This is a genomic window from Janthinobacterium sp. NFX145 (genome assembly GCF_049810325.1).
Taxonomy (GTDB): domain Bacteria; phylum Pseudomonadota; class Gammaproteobacteria; order Burkholderiales; family Burkholderiaceae_D; genus Janthinobacterium; species Janthinobacterium rivuli.
On sequence record NZ_CP187360.1, the window covers coordinates 2139868 to 2156990 of the forward strand.

At 65.8% G+C, this 17123-nt stretch carries 13 protein-coding genes; 4 read left to right on the top strand and 9 right to left on the bottom strand.

Going from position 1 to position 17123, the window contains the following annotated elements:
• Nucleotides 1-105 precede the first annotated feature (105 nt).
• The 6 genes from ACPJXG_RS09605 to ACPJXG_RS09630 form a co-directional block, all read right to left on the bottom strand.
• Nucleotides 106-1248: a TonB family protein gene (locus ACPJXG_RS09605; RefSeq protein ID WP_425254068.1), complete on the bottom strand. Its 1143-nt coding sequence runs from the start codon at nt 1246-1248 to the stop codon at nt 106-108.
• Nucleotides 1248-1862: a biliverdin-producing heme oxygenase gene (locus ACPJXG_RS09610; protein WP_425254069.1), complete on the bottom strand. Its 615-nt coding sequence runs from the start codon at nt 1860-1862 to the stop codon at nt 1248-1250. The genes ACPJXG_RS09605 and ACPJXG_RS09610 overlap by 1 nt, the downstream gene beginning before the upstream one ends.
• Nucleotides 1863-1897: 35 nt before the next feature.
• Nucleotides 1898-4831 (bottom strand): TonB-dependent receptor domain-containing protein, encoded by a 2934-nt coding sequence (locus ACPJXG_RS09615; protein ID WP_425254070.1) that lies wholly within the window; start codon nt 4829-4831, stop codon nt 1898-1900.
• Nucleotides 4832-4931: 100 nt separating this feature from the next.
• Nucleotides 4932-5927, bottom strand: a complete 996-nt coding sequence (locus tag ACPJXG_RS09620; protein WP_425254071.1) for a FecR family protein — start codon at nt 5925-5927, stop codon at nt 4932-4934.
• Between the two features lie 8 nt (nt 5928-5935).
• Entirely contained in the window at nt 5936-6451 is a 516-nt protein-coding gene (locus ACPJXG_RS09625; protein WP_035820169.1) for a sigma-70 family RNA polymerase sigma factor, read from the bottom strand.
• 44 nt (nt 6452-6495) lie between these two features.
• Nucleotides 6496-6723 (bottom strand): hypothetical protein, encoded by a 228-nt coding sequence (locus ACPJXG_RS09630; protein ID WP_425254072.1) that lies wholly within the window; start codon nt 6721-6723, stop codon nt 6496-6498.
• A gap of 61 nt (nt 6724-6784) precedes the next feature.
• Here ACPJXG_RS09630 and ACPJXG_RS09635 point away from each other — a divergent pair, with 61 nt between their 5' ends.
• Nucleotides 6785-7351, top strand: coding sequence for a YceI family protein (locus tag ACPJXG_RS09635; RefSeq protein ID WP_152282492.1), 567 nt, complete (start codon nt 6785-6787; stop codon nt 7349-7351).
• 131 nt (nt 7352-7482) lie between these two features.
• Here ACPJXG_RS09635 and ACPJXG_RS09640 read toward each other — a convergent pair whose 3' ends face one another.
• Together ACPJXG_RS09640 and ACPJXG_RS09645 are read right to left on the bottom strand one after the other, a co-directional pair.
• Nucleotides 7483-9291, bottom strand: a complete 1809-nt coding sequence (locus ACPJXG_RS09640; RefSeq protein ID WP_425254073.1) for an NAD(P)-binding domain-containing protein — start codon at nt 9289-9291, stop codon at nt 7483-7485.
• 143 nt (nt 9292-9434) lie between these two features.
• Entirely contained in the window at nt 9435-10577 is a 1143-nt protein-coding gene (locus tag ACPJXG_RS09645) for a helix-turn-helix domain-containing protein (protein ID WP_425254074.1), read from the bottom strand.
• Nucleotides 10578-10802: 225 nt separating this feature from the next.
• Here ACPJXG_RS09645 and ACPJXG_RS09650 point away from each other — a divergent pair, with 225 nt between their 5' ends.
• The 3 genes from ACPJXG_RS09650 (at nt 10803) to ACPJXG_RS09660 (ending at nt 14251) form a co-directional block, all read left to right on the top strand.
• Nucleotides 10803-12131, top strand: a complete 1329-nt coding sequence (locus tag ACPJXG_RS09650; protein ID WP_425254075.1) for a serine hydrolase domain-containing protein — start codon at nt 10803-10805, stop codon at nt 12129-12131.
• Between the two features lie 120 nt (nt 12132-12251).
• The gene (locus ACPJXG_RS09655; protein WP_425254076.1) at nt 12252-13793 is read left to right on the top strand and encodes a CHASE2 domain-containing protein; all 1542 of its coding nucleotides are present in this window, start codon (nt 12252-12254) and stop codon (nt 13791-13793) included.
• A 62-nt stretch (nt 13794-13855) separates the two neighbouring features.
• A complete protein-coding gene (locus ACPJXG_RS09660; protein WP_225241826.1) occupies nt 13856-14251 on the top strand; it encodes a GFA family protein in 396 nt (131 codons plus the stop codon).
• Nucleotides 14252-14351: 100 nt separating this feature from the next.
• On the opposite strand, the gene ACPJXG_RS09665 is transcribed toward ACPJXG_RS09660, so the two are convergent.
• Nucleotides 14352-17123, bottom strand: coding sequence for an Hsp70 family protein (locus tag ACPJXG_RS09665; protein ID WP_425254077.1), 2772 nt, complete (start codon nt 17121-17123; stop codon nt 14352-14354).

The following is a 17123-nucleotide window of genomic DNA, read 5'->3' on the forward strand; positions in this document are numbered from 1 at the left end:
GTATACCTCCGATCGTGTTATTACTCCTACGACAGAATCTTGCTTTGAATATGCAAATAATGTCTATATGGGTGTTTGGCGAGAGTAAACGCGGTTTTTGCGCGATCAGCCGATGGAAAATTCGACGGGAATCGATAATTCCAGCGGGTCCGGCCGTTCCTTGGGAATGCGTGGCAGCGGCGCCGCCCGTTGCAAAGTGTCGAGCGCGGCCTGATCCAGCGCTGCGGAACCGGAACTGCGCTCGATGGCGGCCGCCAGCACCTGGCCGTCGCGGTCGATGCGGCAGCGCAGATACACCACGCCCTGTTCCTGCTTCGCGCGCGACGCCGTCGGATAGCGGCGGAAGCGCTCCATGCGCGCCAAAACCTTGCCTTCCCAGCTAGATACGCCGCTGCGCAGCTCCTGCGGCGCGGGCGGCAGGGCAGGCGAGGGCGGCGCCGCCGCGATGGATGGCGCGGCCGCCGGTGCCGGCGTCACGGGGGCATGGCGCACCTCTACAACGGCTGCGATGCTCTCGGCTTGCGTCGCCATGGGCGCTGCCTCTGGCTGCGGCAGCACGAATTGTCTGATGGCGGGCGCTGCCTTTTTGGCAATGGCGGCGGATGGCGCGGCGGCTGCGCTGACCCGTTCAGCAAGATTCTGCTCCAAAGGTCGCGGCGGGGCAGCGGCCGGCAAGTACAGCATGGCCGGTTGCGCGGAGTCGGGCACGATGGCCAGCACGGGCGCCGCCGGCGCGCGCTGGTACAGCGCCCATCCCAGCAGGGCGCCATGCATGGCGAAGACGGTGGCGATGCTCAGCGGCTTGTGCCAGTCGGCCGGCGGCGTCTTTTCTGGCGCAGGCGCCGGGCCTTCCGGGCGGCGCAGCAGGTAGATGATGACGGCGATTTCCATCGTTGCCACGAGGACGATGACCCACCAGGGCGGATGGCCGAGGCACATGGCGACAAAGCCGATGGCCATGCCCAGGCAAGCGAGGACCTTGCCGCGGCGTGACACGGCGCGGTGTTCGCGCCACTGGCGCAGCGGCGCGCCGAAGCGCGGGTGGTGCAGCAGCCAGTGCTCCAGGCGCGGCGAGGCGCGGCTGAAGCACGCCAGCGCCAGGATCAGGAAGATCGTCGTCGGCATGACGGGCAGCATGGCGCCGATCACGCCCAGCGCCACCATCAGCATGCCGGCGCCCGTCCAGGCCCAGCGGCGCAGGCGTGCCGTATGCGCTTCCGCAGCTGCCTGGATGACTGGCTCCTCCATCAGGCGCAGGCCTCCACGTGGCCATGCATGCGCAGGAAGGCGGCGCGCGCGCCATCGATCACGCGCGCTTCACCGGCATCGTCAAGCACGGCCGTATCGAGCACGGACGTGAAATCGCGCCAGTGGCGCGCGCGTCCGTCCGGATGGCCGGCCAGGTGGCGCGCGCCATGGTGTTCATCGAGGCCGATTTTGCCGGCCAGTTTATACAGGATGGCCGCGCCCAGCTTCGAGCCTTCGCTCACGTACAGCCAGCCCAGCGCCGTGGCCAGGTCCAGTTGCGCGTCGAACGGCGGCGTGGCCACATCGGCCGGCAATGCTGTCTCGAGGTCGCGCAGGTCGGCCGCGATGCTGTCGTAACGGCGGCGCTGCTCCAGGTCCGGCAGCAGGGCGGCCAGCTGCGCGTTGTCGTACAGCGCGTCGACGTCGCGCAGGAAAGCGTACTGCGCCTGCAGGAAGCGCGCATAGTTCTCGCGGCTGGAAAACGGCGCGCTGGCCATGATGCGCTGGTCCAGCAATTCGTGGGTGGCCATGGTGTCGGCTTTCAGGCGCTGGCTGCGGGTCGGGGCCGCGTTGGTCGGAACGGCGTTCAAAGTGGTGTCGCTTGCTGCATGCATGGAATATCTGCTCTCTATTATAAGGATGAATCAAATCAGAAACGAAGGCCAAGCGTGACGCGCGCCGTGCGGCCCGGTCCCGGCATCAGGCTCAGGGTCAGCGGATCGAGGTAGTAGCGGTCCGTCAGGTTGTCCACCGCCACGTCGACGGTGGCGTTGGGCGTGATCTTGTAGCTGGCGAACAGGTCGGCCAGGGTGTAGGCCTGCGTCAGCACCTGCGGCGAGGTGCCCGTCCACGACTGCCACACGGCCTTGTCGTCCTGGCGCGCCAGCGGGTGGCCGACGTGCGTCAGGCGCGTGCCGACGGTGAGTTTTTCCTGCAGCCAGCGCGTGCCCAGGGTCAGGTTGGCGCTCAGCTTGGGCTGGATATGGTTGCTCACGTAAGAACTGCTAAAGCCGATGGGTGAGCAGTCTGGCGTGTTCCAGATCTCCGATTGCCACTTGCTGGCCTTGCGCAAATAGGCCGCCGTGGCCGCGTCGCAGATCAGGGTCTTGCGGTTCCAGGTACCGGAAAAGTCGGCAAACACGCTACCCCGGTCATATGACGACTGCAGTTCGACGCCCGAGACGCTGTATTTGTCGGTATTGGCCATCGAGAAATTCTGCGCGTGGGCCGGCAGGTCTGGAATCGGGCGGCGCGTGATGTAGCCGTGCGTGACGTTGTCGAAATACGCAAGGCGCAGGCGCAGCTTGTCGGCGGCGCTCCATACGCCATCCTTGATCACGCTCACGCCGATCTCGCGGTTGTGGCTGCGCTCGGCGTTCAGGGGCGACGAATAGGTGGCCGAGAAGCCCATCGTCGACTCGTACAGGCTGGGCATGCGCAAGCCGCGCGCGTCGCGCAAAAACACGCTGACGCTGTCGGACAGGCGCGCCGTCAGCGCAAACGTGGGCGCAAAACCGTGGTCCTTGCGGCGGATCGGCTTGCTGTAGGTGAACCGGCCGGGGATGGCGTCGCGGAAGACATAGTCGTTGCCGCTCCAGTCGGCGACCTGCGAGACGTCCAGCGGCGCCGCTTCCTCGCCATAGCGCTCCACCATGCCGCCCACCAGCGCGGGATTGGTGGCGGGCGTGAACTGGCCCTGCGCATCCTGGTACCATTTCGCGTCGCCGAGCTGATCGCCGTCCTTGTCCCACAGGGTGACCCATTGCCAGCCCTGCGGCTGGTATTGCTGTTCCGCGCGGCGGTTGCGGTCGCGCGAGTCGAAGCGCTGGAAGCGTCCGCCCGCCTCGACGGTCAGCCAGTCGCGCGCCTGCCACTGCAGCGAGGCGAATACGCTTTGCTCGTGGCGCTTGCCGTTGCGCAGGGTGTGGTTGGCATTCAGGTCGTCGTCGAGGATGGCTACGCTGTCGGCCGGACCGATATCCTCGTTCTGCAGCGACAAGCCGTAATCGAGCTTGAGCGCGCCCATGCCGGTGGCGAAGCGCGAAGTGTTCGCCAGGTCGGCGCCAACGCGGCGCGCCTGGTTCTTCGCCAGGTACAGCACTTCCACGCACTCCTTGCATTCATGGTCGCCCGGATTGGTCTTGCCTTCGAGCGGATTGCTGAAGATGTCGCCGTTGCGCGACTTGCTCTGCATGTCCGTCAGCCACAGGTTGGCCTTCAGGTCGATCAATTGCTGGCCTTCCGGTTTCCACTCGTAGCGCGCCGTCAGCGCGTTGGTGCGCACCTGGCTCGGGTCCCACTGGGGAATGCTGCCGGTGCTGTTGCGGTAGATTTGCGAGGGCATGATTTCGCCATAGCTGCTGTCGAAATAGCGGTAGCCCAGCTCCAGCTTCTGTTCGTGCGGCAGGCGCAGGCTGGCTTTCAGCAGGGCCGAGGTGGTGCGGTTGGCCGTGTTCAGCACTTCGTCGCCCTTCTTGAAGAACTGCGTCACGCCATTGTCGTCGCCCCATTCATTGAGCATCTGATAGCGTTCGAAGCCCCGTGTGCCGGAAAAATAATTGCCGATGCTGCGCTGGCTGATGGCGGCCACCAGGTCGTAGTCATCCTGGCGCGTGGCCACGGCGATGCTGCCAAAACCGCTGCGCGGGTTGCCCAGCTTGTTGCGCTGCGTGCGCGGCGTGCTGCCGAAATCGGCGGGCGCCGAGACGCTGTTGTCCTGGATGCCGCCGCGCAGGCGCACGCCCGTGCGCTGGCCTGGTCGCAAAATGTCTTCCGGCCGCAGGGTCTGCATGCTGACCATGCCGCCGATGGCGCCCGCGCCTTGCGCCGACAGGTTCGGGCCCTTGTCGATGCGGATGGCGCTGATCAGGTCCGGGTCGATGTAGCTGCGGTCGGCGATGCCCGCGTAGCCGCGGTAGACGGTCGATGATTGCAGGCTGCCGTCGATCAGCACGGGCACGCGGCCCTGGCCCTGCATGCCGCGCACGTTGACGTCGACGGCGCCGCTGTTGCGGCTGTCGCCCACCTGCACGCCGGCCACGCCCTTGAAGATGTCGGCCGGCGAGGTGCCGCGGAAGCGTTCGATCTGCTCACGGCCGATGTACACGGAGGCGGCTGGCGTGAGGTAGGGCAGGTCGGCCGGATCCGTGTCGTCCGCTTCGAACATGCCGCTGCCGCCCTGGCCATTCACGCGCAGCGTGCCGATCTGCACCGCGCCGGCAGAGACAGGCGCGGGCGCGCTGATGATGATGGTCGTGCCGCCTTGCAGCTGCGCCTGCAGGCCGCTGCCGGCCAGCAGCTGGCGCAGCGCCTCGGGCAGTGAATGCCGGCCTTGCAGCGGCGCGCTGTGGCGTCCCTGCGTCAGGCGCGCGTCGGCCAGCAGCACCATGCCGGCCTGGCGCGCCAGCTCGTTCAGCGCGCGGTTCAGCGGCTGCGCGGGAATCTGCCATTCCACCTGCGCCACCGGCGCGGCGGCGGCATGCATGGCGGGCGTGGCAAAGGCCAGGCCGATGGCCAGGAAGAGAGGGGACAGGCGGGGAGACAGGCGGGCGTGCAGGGGAGGGCGCGGTGGAGTCATATGCATGTTTTTCCTATGGTGATGTGGTGATCCTTCATAGTTAAAACGAATGAGTCTCATTTACCCTGACGTGCGGATGCATTTTATTTCGCGTCATGGGGATAAATCAGCGGGCGACGATATGCAGCTTGCCGTCCCGGCGCACCACGCGCACAGGCAAGGCCAGCGGCAGGGCGGTGGCAAATTGCGCCGGCAGCTTCGCGTCGAAGCTGCCGTTCAGGCGCAGGCCGGCCAGCGCCGGATCGCCGAGCACGAGGCCCGTATCGCCATAGCGCTCGAATTCGGCCAGCGCTTCGGCCAGGGTGGCGTCCTCGAAATCGAGGCGCCCGGCACGCCAGTTGCCCACCGCCTGCGCATTGACCCTGGCCAGCGCCTTCACGCCCTGGGGCGTGACGGTGACCGTGTCGCCCGCCTGCAGCACTTCGGCATGCGCGCCGGCTTCGCTTTCCACACGCACCGTGCCTTGCGCCACGCTCACCTGTGTCGTCGCGCCCACGTGGCGCACTGAAAAATGCGTGCCCAGCACCGTCGCCGTGGCCGCTCCCGCGATGACCTGGAACGGACGCGCAGGGTCGGCGTGGACATGGAACATGGCCTGGCCGCGCAGCAGGCGCACGCTGCGCCGGTCGCGGTACAGGGCCACGTCGACGGCGCTGCCGCTATCGAGTTCGATGCGGCTGCCGTCGGGCAGGACTTGCGTGGCGAACTGGCCGCGCGCCGTGCTGTAATCGTGCTGGAAGCCCGGTTGCTGCCAATGGCTGGCCAGCGGCCAGGCCAGCAGGCCGCACAGCAGCAGACAGCCGCCAGCCAGCGCGCCGCGTGGCGGGAAGGAGGCTGCCTGGCGCAGCCGCCGCAGCAGCGATGACGGCGTGTCCGCCGCCGGGGCAGGCTGGCTGAAGGCCGCCACGCGCTGCGCCGGCAGGCTGGCCAGCAGCGCATCGGTGCGGACCAGCGCCTGCCAGGCCTGCTGGTGGCGCGCGTCGGCGGCCAGCCATGCGTCCAGCGCCGCCAGTTCGTGCGCGGCCAGGCCCGCGTCGTGGCGCAGCAGCCATTGCGCCGCCAGGAAATCGATGTCGTCGGCCGTCGTGTCTTGTGATGTCATGCGCTGTTTCATAGCGTATCCCGCTCGGGCATGCCTTTTTTACAGGCGAGCATGCCGTTGATGATGTGTTTTTCCACCATGTTGACGGAGATGCCCATCTGGGCGGCGATCTCGATCTGGCTCAGGCCATCGAACTTGTACAGCGCGAACGCCTGGCGGCAGCGCGGCGGCAAGGCGTCGATGATGGCCAGCAGGCGCTCCATGGTTTGCCGGTCGTGCAGCCGTTGTTCGGGTTCGTCGGCGCGTGGCGCGCGCAGCTGGAAATGGGGCGTGTCGATGTCGTCGTGGGGGCGGCGCTGGTGCAAGCGCTGTTCGTCGATGGCGATGTTCTTTGCCGTCACGTACAGCAGCGCGCGCTGGCCGCTATCGGGCGCCGCGCCGCTGTGCAGGGCAGGTGCGCCGCCGAGCGGCTCGCGCGCCAGGATGCGGGCGTAGGCTTCCTGCACCACGTCCTGCGCCTTGTCGCGGCAGCCGGTGGAGCGCGAAATCAAGCGCAGCAATTCCTGGTAATAGCGTTCAAGCACCGCGCGTTTCCTCGTTGTCAAAGCCGGCAATAATAGCAAGCCCATCAAATAATAACAAGAATCATTCTCATCTGATGCCATATTCGAGGTGCTGGATAACGCTGGATATTTTTGGCAATGCAGACAATAATCGGCAGCTGAAGGCGCTGTCGCGGACCGTATTGCCCACTATTATCGATTTTTTCGATGCTAACTAGGTATATTTTCCGTTTTACATCGATCTTCATGCCATGCATAATCTGTTGCAACTGAAGCCAGACAATCAGCCGCATGGGCCCCCGCCTGCAGCTGCTTGCGGTGTTGACATCCTCCACTTTCTATCAGGAACCTACAATGAAAAAACTGCTCGCTTTTATCGCCGCCGCCGGCTTCTCGCTGTCCGCTGTTGCCGCGCCTGAAGTCTATGTCATCGATGGCAGCCACACTTTCCCCCGTTTCGAATACACCCACATGGGCTTCTCGACGCAGCAAAGCCGTTTCAATAACACCACCGGCAAGGTCACCCTGGACCGCGCCGCCAAGACGGGCGCCGTCGAAGTGCTGATCGATACCAAGTCCGTCGACACAGGTTCGACCCTGTTCAACTCGCACATCCAGGGCGAAGACTTCCTCGACACGGCCAAGTATCCTGTCGCCACCTACAAATCGACTAAGTTCAATTTCGATGGCGACAAGCTGGCCTCCGTTGAAGGCAACCTGACCCTGAAAGGCGTGACCAAGCCAGTCACCCTGACCGTCACCTCGTTCACCTGCGCACCGCACCCGATGCTGAAAAAAGACGCTTGCGGCGCCAACGCCACGGCCAAGATCAAGCGCTCGGAATTCAACGCCGGCAAATATGCGCCAGCGGTCAGCGATGATGTGACGTTGACGTTTGCGATCGAAGCCATCAAGCAGTAATTTTTAAACCCGACATCTGCACTGCCGGGGTCGGACCCTGAGGGGCCGACCCCAGTTTTTGCTCTTGGGTTGAAGCTGAAAAAAACGGCGGGCAAATAGCCCGCCGTTTTTTTTCGTCCAGGTAGTCGACATCACGCCAGGTGATGCACCTCCTGCTGCCCATACACGGGCGTGTTCAACCCTTCCATGCGCGCCTTCAGCTGCAGCGACAGGTACTGCGAATAGTGGCGCGACTGGTGCAGGTTACCGCCGTGGAACCACAGCGCTTGCTGTTGCGTGGGTTTCCACATATTGCGCTGTTCGCCCTCCCACGGGCCAGGGTCTTTCGTCGTGGACGAACCCAATCCCCATACCTTGCCCACTTTATTCGCTACTTCCGGCGAGATCAGGTCGGCCGCCCAGCCATTCATGGAGCCGTAGCCGGTGGCGTACACCACCAGGTCGGCCGGCAGTTCCGTGCCGTCGGACAGTACGATGGAACGGGCTTTCAGTTCCTGCACGCCGACGCCGCTTTTCAGCTTGATCTTGCCGTCGGCGACCAGCTCGGAGGCGCCCACGTCGATGTAGTAGCCGGAGCCGCGCCGCAGGTATTTCATGAACAGGCCGGAATCGTCGTCGCCAAAGTCCAGCATGAAGCCCCGTTCTTCCAGGCGCGCGTAAAAATCCGCATCGCGTTCGCGGATGGCCTTGAAGACGGGCTTCTGGAAGTCGGCCAATATCTTGTACGGAATCGAGGCGAACGTCAGGTCGGCCTTGGCGGTCGTCATGCCGGCCGCCAGCGCCCGTTCCGAATACAGGTCGCCCAGCGCCAGGTCCATCAGGGAATCGGACTTGACGATGTGCGTCGACGAGCGCTGCACCATGGTCACGTCCACGCCCGCTTCCCACAGTGCGGCGCAAATATCGTGCGCGGAATTGTTCGCGCCGATCACGACCACCTTCTTGCCCACATACGCGTCCGGCCCCGGATGCTGCGACGAGTGTTGCTGCTCGCCCTGGAACACGTCCATGCCCTTGAACTTCGGCATGTTCGCCTTGCCCGACATGCCGGTGGCCAGCACCAGTTGCTTGGGCTTGAGGGTAACGGGCTGGCCGTCGCGCAGCACTTGCACCGTCCACTCGCCGCTGGCTTCATCGAAGCTGGCCGATTCGCAGGACGTCGAGCCCCAGTAATTGAGTTCCATCACCTTGGTGTACATCTCCAGCCAGTCGCCGACCTTGTCCTTCGGCGTGAAGACGGGCCAGTTGTCGGGAAACGGGATGTAGGGCATGTGGTCGTACCAGACGGGGTCGTGCAGGCACAGAGACTTGTAGCGCTTGCGCCAGCTGTCGCCTGGGCGCGCATTTTTCTCGATGATGATGGTGGGGACGTTCAGCTGGCGCAGCCGCGCACCGAGCGCGATGCCGCCCTGACCGCCGCCGATGATGACGCAATAGGGCTGGCGCGTATAGCCCAGTTCCTTTGCATCCTGCTCGCGGTTTTCCAGCCAGCTGCTGCGGTTGGTGCGCGCGCCGTGTTCGGCGCCCATGGGGCGCCGGCCACCTTTGGCTTCTTCAAAACCCTTCAATTCGCTCATGGTGGTGAGCAGGGTCCAGATCTTGCCGTCGCGGATGCGGATGAAGCCCACGCCGCGCGCCACGTTCGTTTCCACCGTGATCCAGCTTTGCAGCACGCCGCCCGCTTCCACCGCATGTTCGCCATCGGCGATGCGGATGGAGACTGGCTGCACGGCGCCCAGCTGGGCGGCCAGCATGGCGGCGATCTGTTCGCGGCCCTCCAGCGTTTTCAGGTTCCAGGTAAACAGCACCAGGTCGCGCCAGTAGCCGTCCTGTTCGAACAGTTGCGCGGCGCCCGTGCCGTCGCTGGCGCGAAGACATCCTTCGAGCTGCTCCAGGATGCCGGCCACGGCCAGGTCGTGCGGGTTGTTATCGGTTTGCATCGTGTCTCCTCCAAGTCTGCTGACTTTATGATGGGATGCGGCTGTCTTGCCGCTGACGATGTTGTAACACTGGCGTTCCGGCGCCGCATTGCGCAGCGCAGCATGGCTGAATTTGAGACGGAAATCTCAGCTTTTCGGATGGCCTACTGGCGGTGCGGTGCCACGATGTGCAGCTGCTTGAGGCGCCGGTACAGGGTGGCGCGCGAGATGCCGAGCATGGCGGCCGCCTGCAGCGGGCGCCATTTGGCGGCGTTCATGGCGTGGACGATGCGTGTGCGTTCGGCCAGTTCCGGCGCCGTGTAGGCCACCACGTCTTGCGCGGCGGGCGCCTCGCGCATCGCGCGCGGACGCGCCTTGGCCGGTCGCAGCGGCGCGCGCACGCGGGCGTGCAGCCAGGTGCTGCCGCCGGCCAGGCGCAAGGACAGCAGACTGTGTCCCGCGCGCGCATCGAACAGCCGCTCGGCGCGCACTTCCAGCACTTCGCCGACAGGACGCGGCAGGGCGTCCAGGCCCCCGATGACGTCGCGCGCGCAGCGGTTGGCGGCGACGATGTCGCCATGTTCGTCGATCGCCAGCAGCATCTCCGGCTGCACTTCCACGAAGTGGCGGTTGCGGTGCGCCAGCAGGATGCAGCAATGGCTGTAGGATTTGAGAAAAAAACCGTCCTCGATCAGGGTCGCGCCTTGCCGCACCAGTTGCTTCACCAGGCGCTGGCTGTCGCGCGCGTCGGGCGAGTTCAAGGCCGACGCATCGAGCACGCCGATCAAGTCGCCGTGCGGCGAAAAAATCGGCGCCGCGCTGCAGGTCAGGCCCGTGAACGCGGCGCGAAAATGGTCGCTCTTGTGCACGGTGATGGCTTCATGGTCGAGCAGCACGGAGGCGATGCCGCACGTGCCTTCCTCTTCTTCCGACCAGCACGAGCCGGGATACAGGCCCGCCTTTTTGAAATCCTTGCGCTGGTCCGTGTCGACCATGTAATCGATCGTCACGCCGCGCGCATTGGCGAGGATGACGCAGTAGCCCGCTTCGCGCACCATGGCGTGCAGGCGCGGCAGGCACTGGCCCGTGGAGCGCAGAAAATCCTCCTCGGACTGCTGGATGGCGCGCAGTTCGGCGCCCGTCAGGATGCGCGGCCCCGTGGTGGACGCCGGATCGAGCCGGTAGTCGTCGAGCGAGCGCCGGTACGACGACGCCAGCCTGGCCGTATCGGCCCCTGGGTTGACGATGCGTCCGGCGATCATGTCGCGCACGCGGTCGATATGGCTGGTCTGGCGGACGTAGGGCATGGCGCTCTCCAGTGTCTCGTGTCTGTTTTTATGGTGTCTCCGTTTTTAGCACGAAGCGCGGGGCCGCGCATCCTGCGCTGCAGCATGGCGCGCGCGTGAGACGTTCGTCTCAGCGTGTGGTCCGCACAATAGGATGCCGCAGGACAAGATAAAAAGTTTCTCTGTTAGCATGCATCGCATGAAGCGAGCGCCGTTGCGGGCGCCAGCCATGACAGGAGAAGACGCATGAAGACATTGCCACCCATCCGCCGCCTGGCCCTGGCCGCAGCCTGCCTGGCGCTGGCCGCCGGCGCCCATGCGGCAGAGACGACGGTGCCGCTGTCGGCCTTCGCCAGCGACCCGGCCACGCTGAAATGGATGGTGGGCGCGCCGCCGCCGGCCGATAAAATCATCCGCTTCGACGATGGCAGCTATTTCAATTTTCCGCAGCTGCGCTGGAGCGTGTCGCATTTCCGCCAGCTGATGCCGACGGTGGAAGTGGCGCGCGGCTTGAAGGCGCCCGTGCCTTTGCCGCGCGCGCTGCGCAACGATATCGACAGCCTGCGCTTCACGCCCCTGGGCGCGAAGGACACGATGACGTGGGAGCAGTCGCTGGGCGCCAATTACACGGACGGCATCGTCGTGCTGCACCGGGGCCGCATCGTGTATGAACGCTATTTCGGTGTGTTGAAGGAGGGCGGCCAGCATGGCGCCATGTCGGTGACGAAGTCCGTGGTGGGCACCATCGGCGCGGCCCTGGTGGCCGAAGGCAAGCTCGATCCAGCCAAGAAAGTGGCCGAGTACGTGCCGGAACTGGCCAAATCCGCCTTTGGCGACGCCACCGTGCGCCAGGTGCTCGACATGACCACGGGCCTGAAATTCAGCGAAGATTACGCCGACCCGCAAGCGGAAGTGTGGCAGCACGCGGCTGCCGGAAGCCCGCTGCCCAAGCCCAAGGATTACACGGGGCCGCGCAGCTATTTCGAGTACCTGCAAACGGTGCGGCATGAGGGAAAACATGGCGAGGGTTTCGGCTACCGCACGGTCAACTCCGACGTGCTGGGCTGGATCATCGCCCGTGTCACGGGGCAGAGCGTCAACGACTACCTGTCCGAGCATGTGTGGCAAAAGCTGGGCGCCGAGCAGGATGCCTACATGACGGTCGATTCGACGGGCACGCCGTTTGCCGGCGGCGGCTTGAATGCGGGCTTGCGCGACCTGGCCCGCTTCGGCGAGATGCTGCGCAACGAAGGCCGCTACAACGGCCAGCAGATTTTGCCCAAGGCGGCCGTCGAGGATATCCGCCGTGGCGGCGACAAGCAGCTGTTCGCCAAGGGCGGCTACGATTTGCTCAAGGGCTGGAGCTACCGCGACATGTGGTGGGTCACGCATAACGACCATGGCGCCTACATGGCGCGCGGCGTGTACGGCCAGCGCATCTACATCGACCCGAAGGCGGAAATGGTGATCGTGCGTTTCGCCTCCACGCCGACGGCGGCCAATGCGGCCAACGACCCGACCACCACGCCAGCCTTCGAAGCGCTGGGCAAGCTGCTGCTGGCCAGGCCGCAGTAGGCTTCCAGGTTGACCCGTGCCAGTTGTGCGGCGAAACGGGCACAACTGCAATACACTATCCTTTTGTCATTATTTGTTGCCTGAGTGATAATTCATACATCGCACGCAAGGGAGCGCACCGTGGAAACCAGCCAGCCGGATCAACCGCGCCCGCCACTCTGGCGGCGCCTGCTGTGGCCGGCCGTGCAGCTTGGCTCGGCCTTCAAGCTGACGGGCACGCATCTGCTGCATCACGTGATCGGCGCCAGCCTGATCGCCGCGCTGATGCTGGCGCTGGAAGGGTTGCACGTGCTCGAATGGCTCGATGCGGCCATGCTGCGGGCCAGCGCGGCGCAGGAACAGCTGCTGGACCGTGGCAAGGACCCGGGCGCCGCTTACCGGCCCGGCATCATCGAAATCGACCAGCCCGCGTTCGAACAGGTCTTCGACGAGCGCGAACCGCTGGAACGTTCTCGCCTGGAGCAATTGATCGCCAGCGCCGCCGCGCGCGGCAGCAAGGTGCTGGCCATCGACCTGGACCTGGCGCCGGCCGTGTACGAACAGCACAAGGCGGGCGAGCGGCCGCTGGACCGCCTGCTCGACCAGCTGGCCGCCGATGGCCGGCAACTGGTGCTGATCCTGCCCGAACAATCGGACCGCAACGCCAACCTGCCGTGGATACGCGCGCGCTGCGCGGCCGGCATCCACTTTGCCAGCCCGCGCATCCGCGAACGCATGGGCGCCGTCACGCGCATCGAGCTGAAAAGCCCCGTGCTGGCGGCCGTGGCCTTCGAGCTGGCGCATGGCGCCGACGAGCAGGAGCAGAAGCAGCCCATGCCGGCCGCCCTGTCCGAGCAAAAGGAAGTGGTGGCGCTGGCCGGCCGCGTGTGCCAGCTGGCGCGGCGCACGGGTAGCGAAAAGGAATTGGCGCGCTGGGCGTTCGAACCCGTCATCCGCGGCGACGCCAAGGCGGCGGCCGAACAGAACGCCGTCACTGCGCCGTTTCACCCGGCCGCCGTGGCGCCGCAATTCCTGAACCCCACGCGCACGCGCGTCAAACTGAACGACGGCCAGGCCGGCGTGGATGCCGGGGCGCTGCGCAAGAACGTCGTGTATATCGGCAGCACGTATGACGTGCGCGACCGCTATACGACGGCCGAAGGCGAGCAGGCCGGCCTGCACCTGCATGCGGCCGCCCACACCTCGCTGGGCATCGGCACGGCCGACGTCAATAAATATGCGGTATTCGTGGCTGACATCGTCATTGGCGTGCTGCTGGGCTGCCTGTTCGGCGGCCTGTGGACCCTGTACGGCCGCGCCGAACTGGCCATCGACCAGCGCATGGAAGACCACGATGTCAGCCGCCTGCACCGCATGGGGACACTGGCGGAATTCTATGGCATCCGTTTGATACTGGTGCTGGTGTGGGCCTCGCCGTTTGCCATCGGCGCGCTGGCCATCTACCTGTCGCGCGGCTTGCTCGAGCAGGGCTGGTGGGTCAATCCCGGCCCCCTGATCGCCGGCATGTTCCTGCACGCGATGTCGCTGCGCGACGAAGCCCACCATCCGCACGAGGAAGTGCCGGGCCTGTCCGTGTGGGCACAGCTGCGCCGCACGCATCCGGGCATCGTGCTGGTGCAGGCGCCGCTGGCGGTGCTGCTGTTGATCGTCGCCCTGATCTAGCGCAAACCGTGGCGCCGCAGCGGCGCTAAACTGGGCGCCTTTTTCATTTGCAGGAGGATGCCATGCTGAGCGGAGGATGTTTATGCGGCGACGTGCGCTACGAGGCGGGCACGGGCGCCTTCCATGAAACGGCCTGCCATTGCTCGATGTGCCGCCGCGCGTCGGGCGCGCCGTTTGTCGCCTGGTTCAGTGTGCCACGGGCGAACTTTCGCTGGCTGCGGGGACAGGCCACGCCATACGCGTCCAGCGAACACTGCACGCGTAGTTTTTGCCCCCGCTGCGGCACGCAGCTGACGTTCGAGGATGCGCGCGACCCGGATGAGGTTGGCCTGACCACTGGCAGTCTCGATGAGCCAGGGCGCTTGCCGCCGCACAGCCATATTTATACGGACACGCAAGTGGAATGGGTGAAACTGGCAGATGGTTTGCCACGTTATCGCGGGGCGCGTAACGAGTAGGTCGGATTAGCGGCGGCACGCCGCGTAATCCGACAGGTGCTGCCGACGATGTTGTCGGATTACGCCCTTCGGGCTAATCCGACCTACGTGATCAATGATGTCAGTCGATCAACTTCAACCCCGGCGGCAGCGCCTCGCCCAGTATGCGGCGGGTAACAGCTTCGTCCAGCTGCGTCACTTCGCTGACCATCGCCTGCCACAGGGGCGGGGCGCCGACGGCTTTCAGGCGTGCCAGGATGGTGGCGCGCAGCGCGTCGCCGATGTCGCGCGAGCGGTCGCCCGTCATGCGTGCCAGGTGGGTGGCGGCAAACGCCGCCGGTTCCGTCTTTTTCCAGTCCAGCGCCAGCAGCACGTGCAGCCAGTCGGCCACGGTGGCGCTGTCGACCACTTCATGCGCGCTGCCGTGGAAGGGCTGGCGCGCGCCGACCCTGGCCAGCGCCCACAGCGTGTTCGTGTCCGCCACTTCGCCCTTTTTATCAGCCTTCTGCAGACGCTTGATCAGCCAGGCGCCCACTTCGGCCTTGTAGGCGCCGGGGATGCGCTCGAGCGAGGCGCCCAGGCGCAGCATGTCGTCATCGCAGCCGTTCACGAGGGTGACGGGGCGGCTGCCGCGCTGGGCCGCATCGGCTTGCAGGTTGAAGGCGAAGTCGTCGAGCAGGCGCAGTTGCTGCTCCGTGCTCAAGCCGCCGGCCACGCGGCGCCACAGGGTCCACCATTCGGCGCACACCTGATTGTCCTTGTGATGCTGCACGCCCGCGTCGAACATGGCCCACAGCTGCTCGATGCGCCACGGATCGAGCGCATCGCCATAGCCGGGACGCAAACAGTAGCCGGCCAGGTTCAGCCACACCCGCTCATGCTCGGCGGAGCGGCGCCGGCCACGGGCGCGCAGCAGCAAGGCGTCGAACAGCTGGCGCAGCAGGGGAGTGTCCCAGCTTTCGCGTCCGCCCAGCCCCCGTTCCAGGTGCTGGCGCAGCTGGCGCACTTCCTTGACGTCGACCTTTTGCGCCTTGCCGCCGAAGATGCGCTCGATCTTCTCGATGGCTTCTTTCACGCGTGGTGATACGCTGGACGTTTCGCTTGCTACGTCCTCTTCGCCTCGCAGCTGGAATTCCAGCAGCCAGCGCTGGTTCGCATCGGCTTCGGCCACGCAATGCACTTCCAAAGTCCCTACCTCGGTCATGACTGTCACCAGTTGCACGGTGATGTCGCGCTTGTCGCCACTTTCCGCTTGCAGCACGCTGGCCAGCGGCGGCAGGCGCAGATACTCGCCCGCATCCAGGTCGACGATCTCGCCCAGCTTGGGCGGCGTGCCCGCCTCAAAGAGGGACGTGGCCAGGTGGAAGCGCACGGGCCGACCCAGGCGCAGCGCGAACAGGCGCTCCGTCAGGCGGATTTCTTCGCCGCTGGCGCTGCCACGGGGCAGGATGCAGACGGCGCGCTTGTCCTTGCCCGCCTCGCCCAGCACGAGGAAGTAGCTGCGCGGCGAGCCGCCGCCGATGCGCGGCGTCTGGCCACGGCGGGCCAGCGCGTAGGCGACGGCGCCACGGGCCACGGCCACGTCGGGATTATCGTTATGCAGGATGGTCAGGGGCTGACCCCGCCAGTGCGCCAAGGTTTCTGCCAGGCGGCGCGCCAGCGCGTCGGCGCGGAACACGCCGCCATTGAGCAGTAGGGTATCGGGCAGTGCCCCTTGATGCTGTTGTAAAAAGCTGGCCAGGTGGCGCGTGATGGCCGCATCCTGCGCATACGGCAGGCCGAATTCGACGATGCCGGCGCGGCCTTTTTTCGCCGTCTCGGTGAGTTCCACCTTCGGAAAGAAGCCGTCGACCACCATGGCCGCCACTTCCTCGCGCGTGACGTCGGCGGAACGGCTGCCGCCAATCAGGCGCGAGCCTGCGCCCAGCAGGGTGACGGTAGCCTTGTCGGGTGCATCGCTGGAGAGCAGCAATTCCTTGGCGGCGCGGCAGCGTTCCATCAGCTGTGACAAGCGCGCGGCCGATAGCTTCATGCCGCCTTCGCTGCCAGCGGCCATGCGCGTTTCCACCAGGTGGGCCAGCGCCAGGTCCATATTGTCGCCGCCCAGTATCAAGTGGTTGCCCACGCTGCTGCGCGTGAGCTGCGGTTCGCCGTCGCCATCGAAGGCCACGTCGATCAGGCTGAAATCCGTAGTGCCGCCGCCCACGTCGCAGACTAAAATGCGGCGCGTGTCGGCCAGGTCTGCGCGCAGGGTAGTGCGCTGGCGCTGCAGAAAGTCATAAAAAGCCGCCTGCGGTTCTTCCACCAGCCGCAAGGTGGGTAAACCCGCCATGCGCGCCGCTTCCAGGGTGAGTGCGCGCGCACCCTCGTCGAACGAGGCGGGGATGGTCAGCACCAGTTCCTGCTCTTCGAGCGGAGCATGCGGGAAGCGGTGATGCCACGCGGCGCGTACATACGCGAGGTAGCTGGCGCTGGCAGCTACAGGCGACACCTTGGCCACGTCGGCATCGGCGCCCCACGGCAGGATGGGCGCCTGGCGGTCGACGTTCGCATGCGACAGCCAGCTCTTCGCGCTGGAAACGAGCCGGCCCGGGACCTGGGCGCCGAGCTGGCGCGCCAGGGCGCCCAGTACTGCATGGTCGACGCTCGCTGGGTCCTGCTGCGGCCACGGCAGCTGCAAGTCGCCCGCCGCCAGTTCGCCGGCGGCAGGGTGGTAGCGCAAGGAGGGCAGCAGGGGGCGTGCGCCCACTTCGCCGGGGGCGACCAGTTGCTCGATGGCGAACAGGTTTATTTCAGCCTGCGCATCATTGGCCTTGGCATAGGCGACCACCGTGTTGGTGGTGCCCAGGTCGATGCCGACCAGGAAGGCCGGCTGCACCTTCGCGCCGCGCAT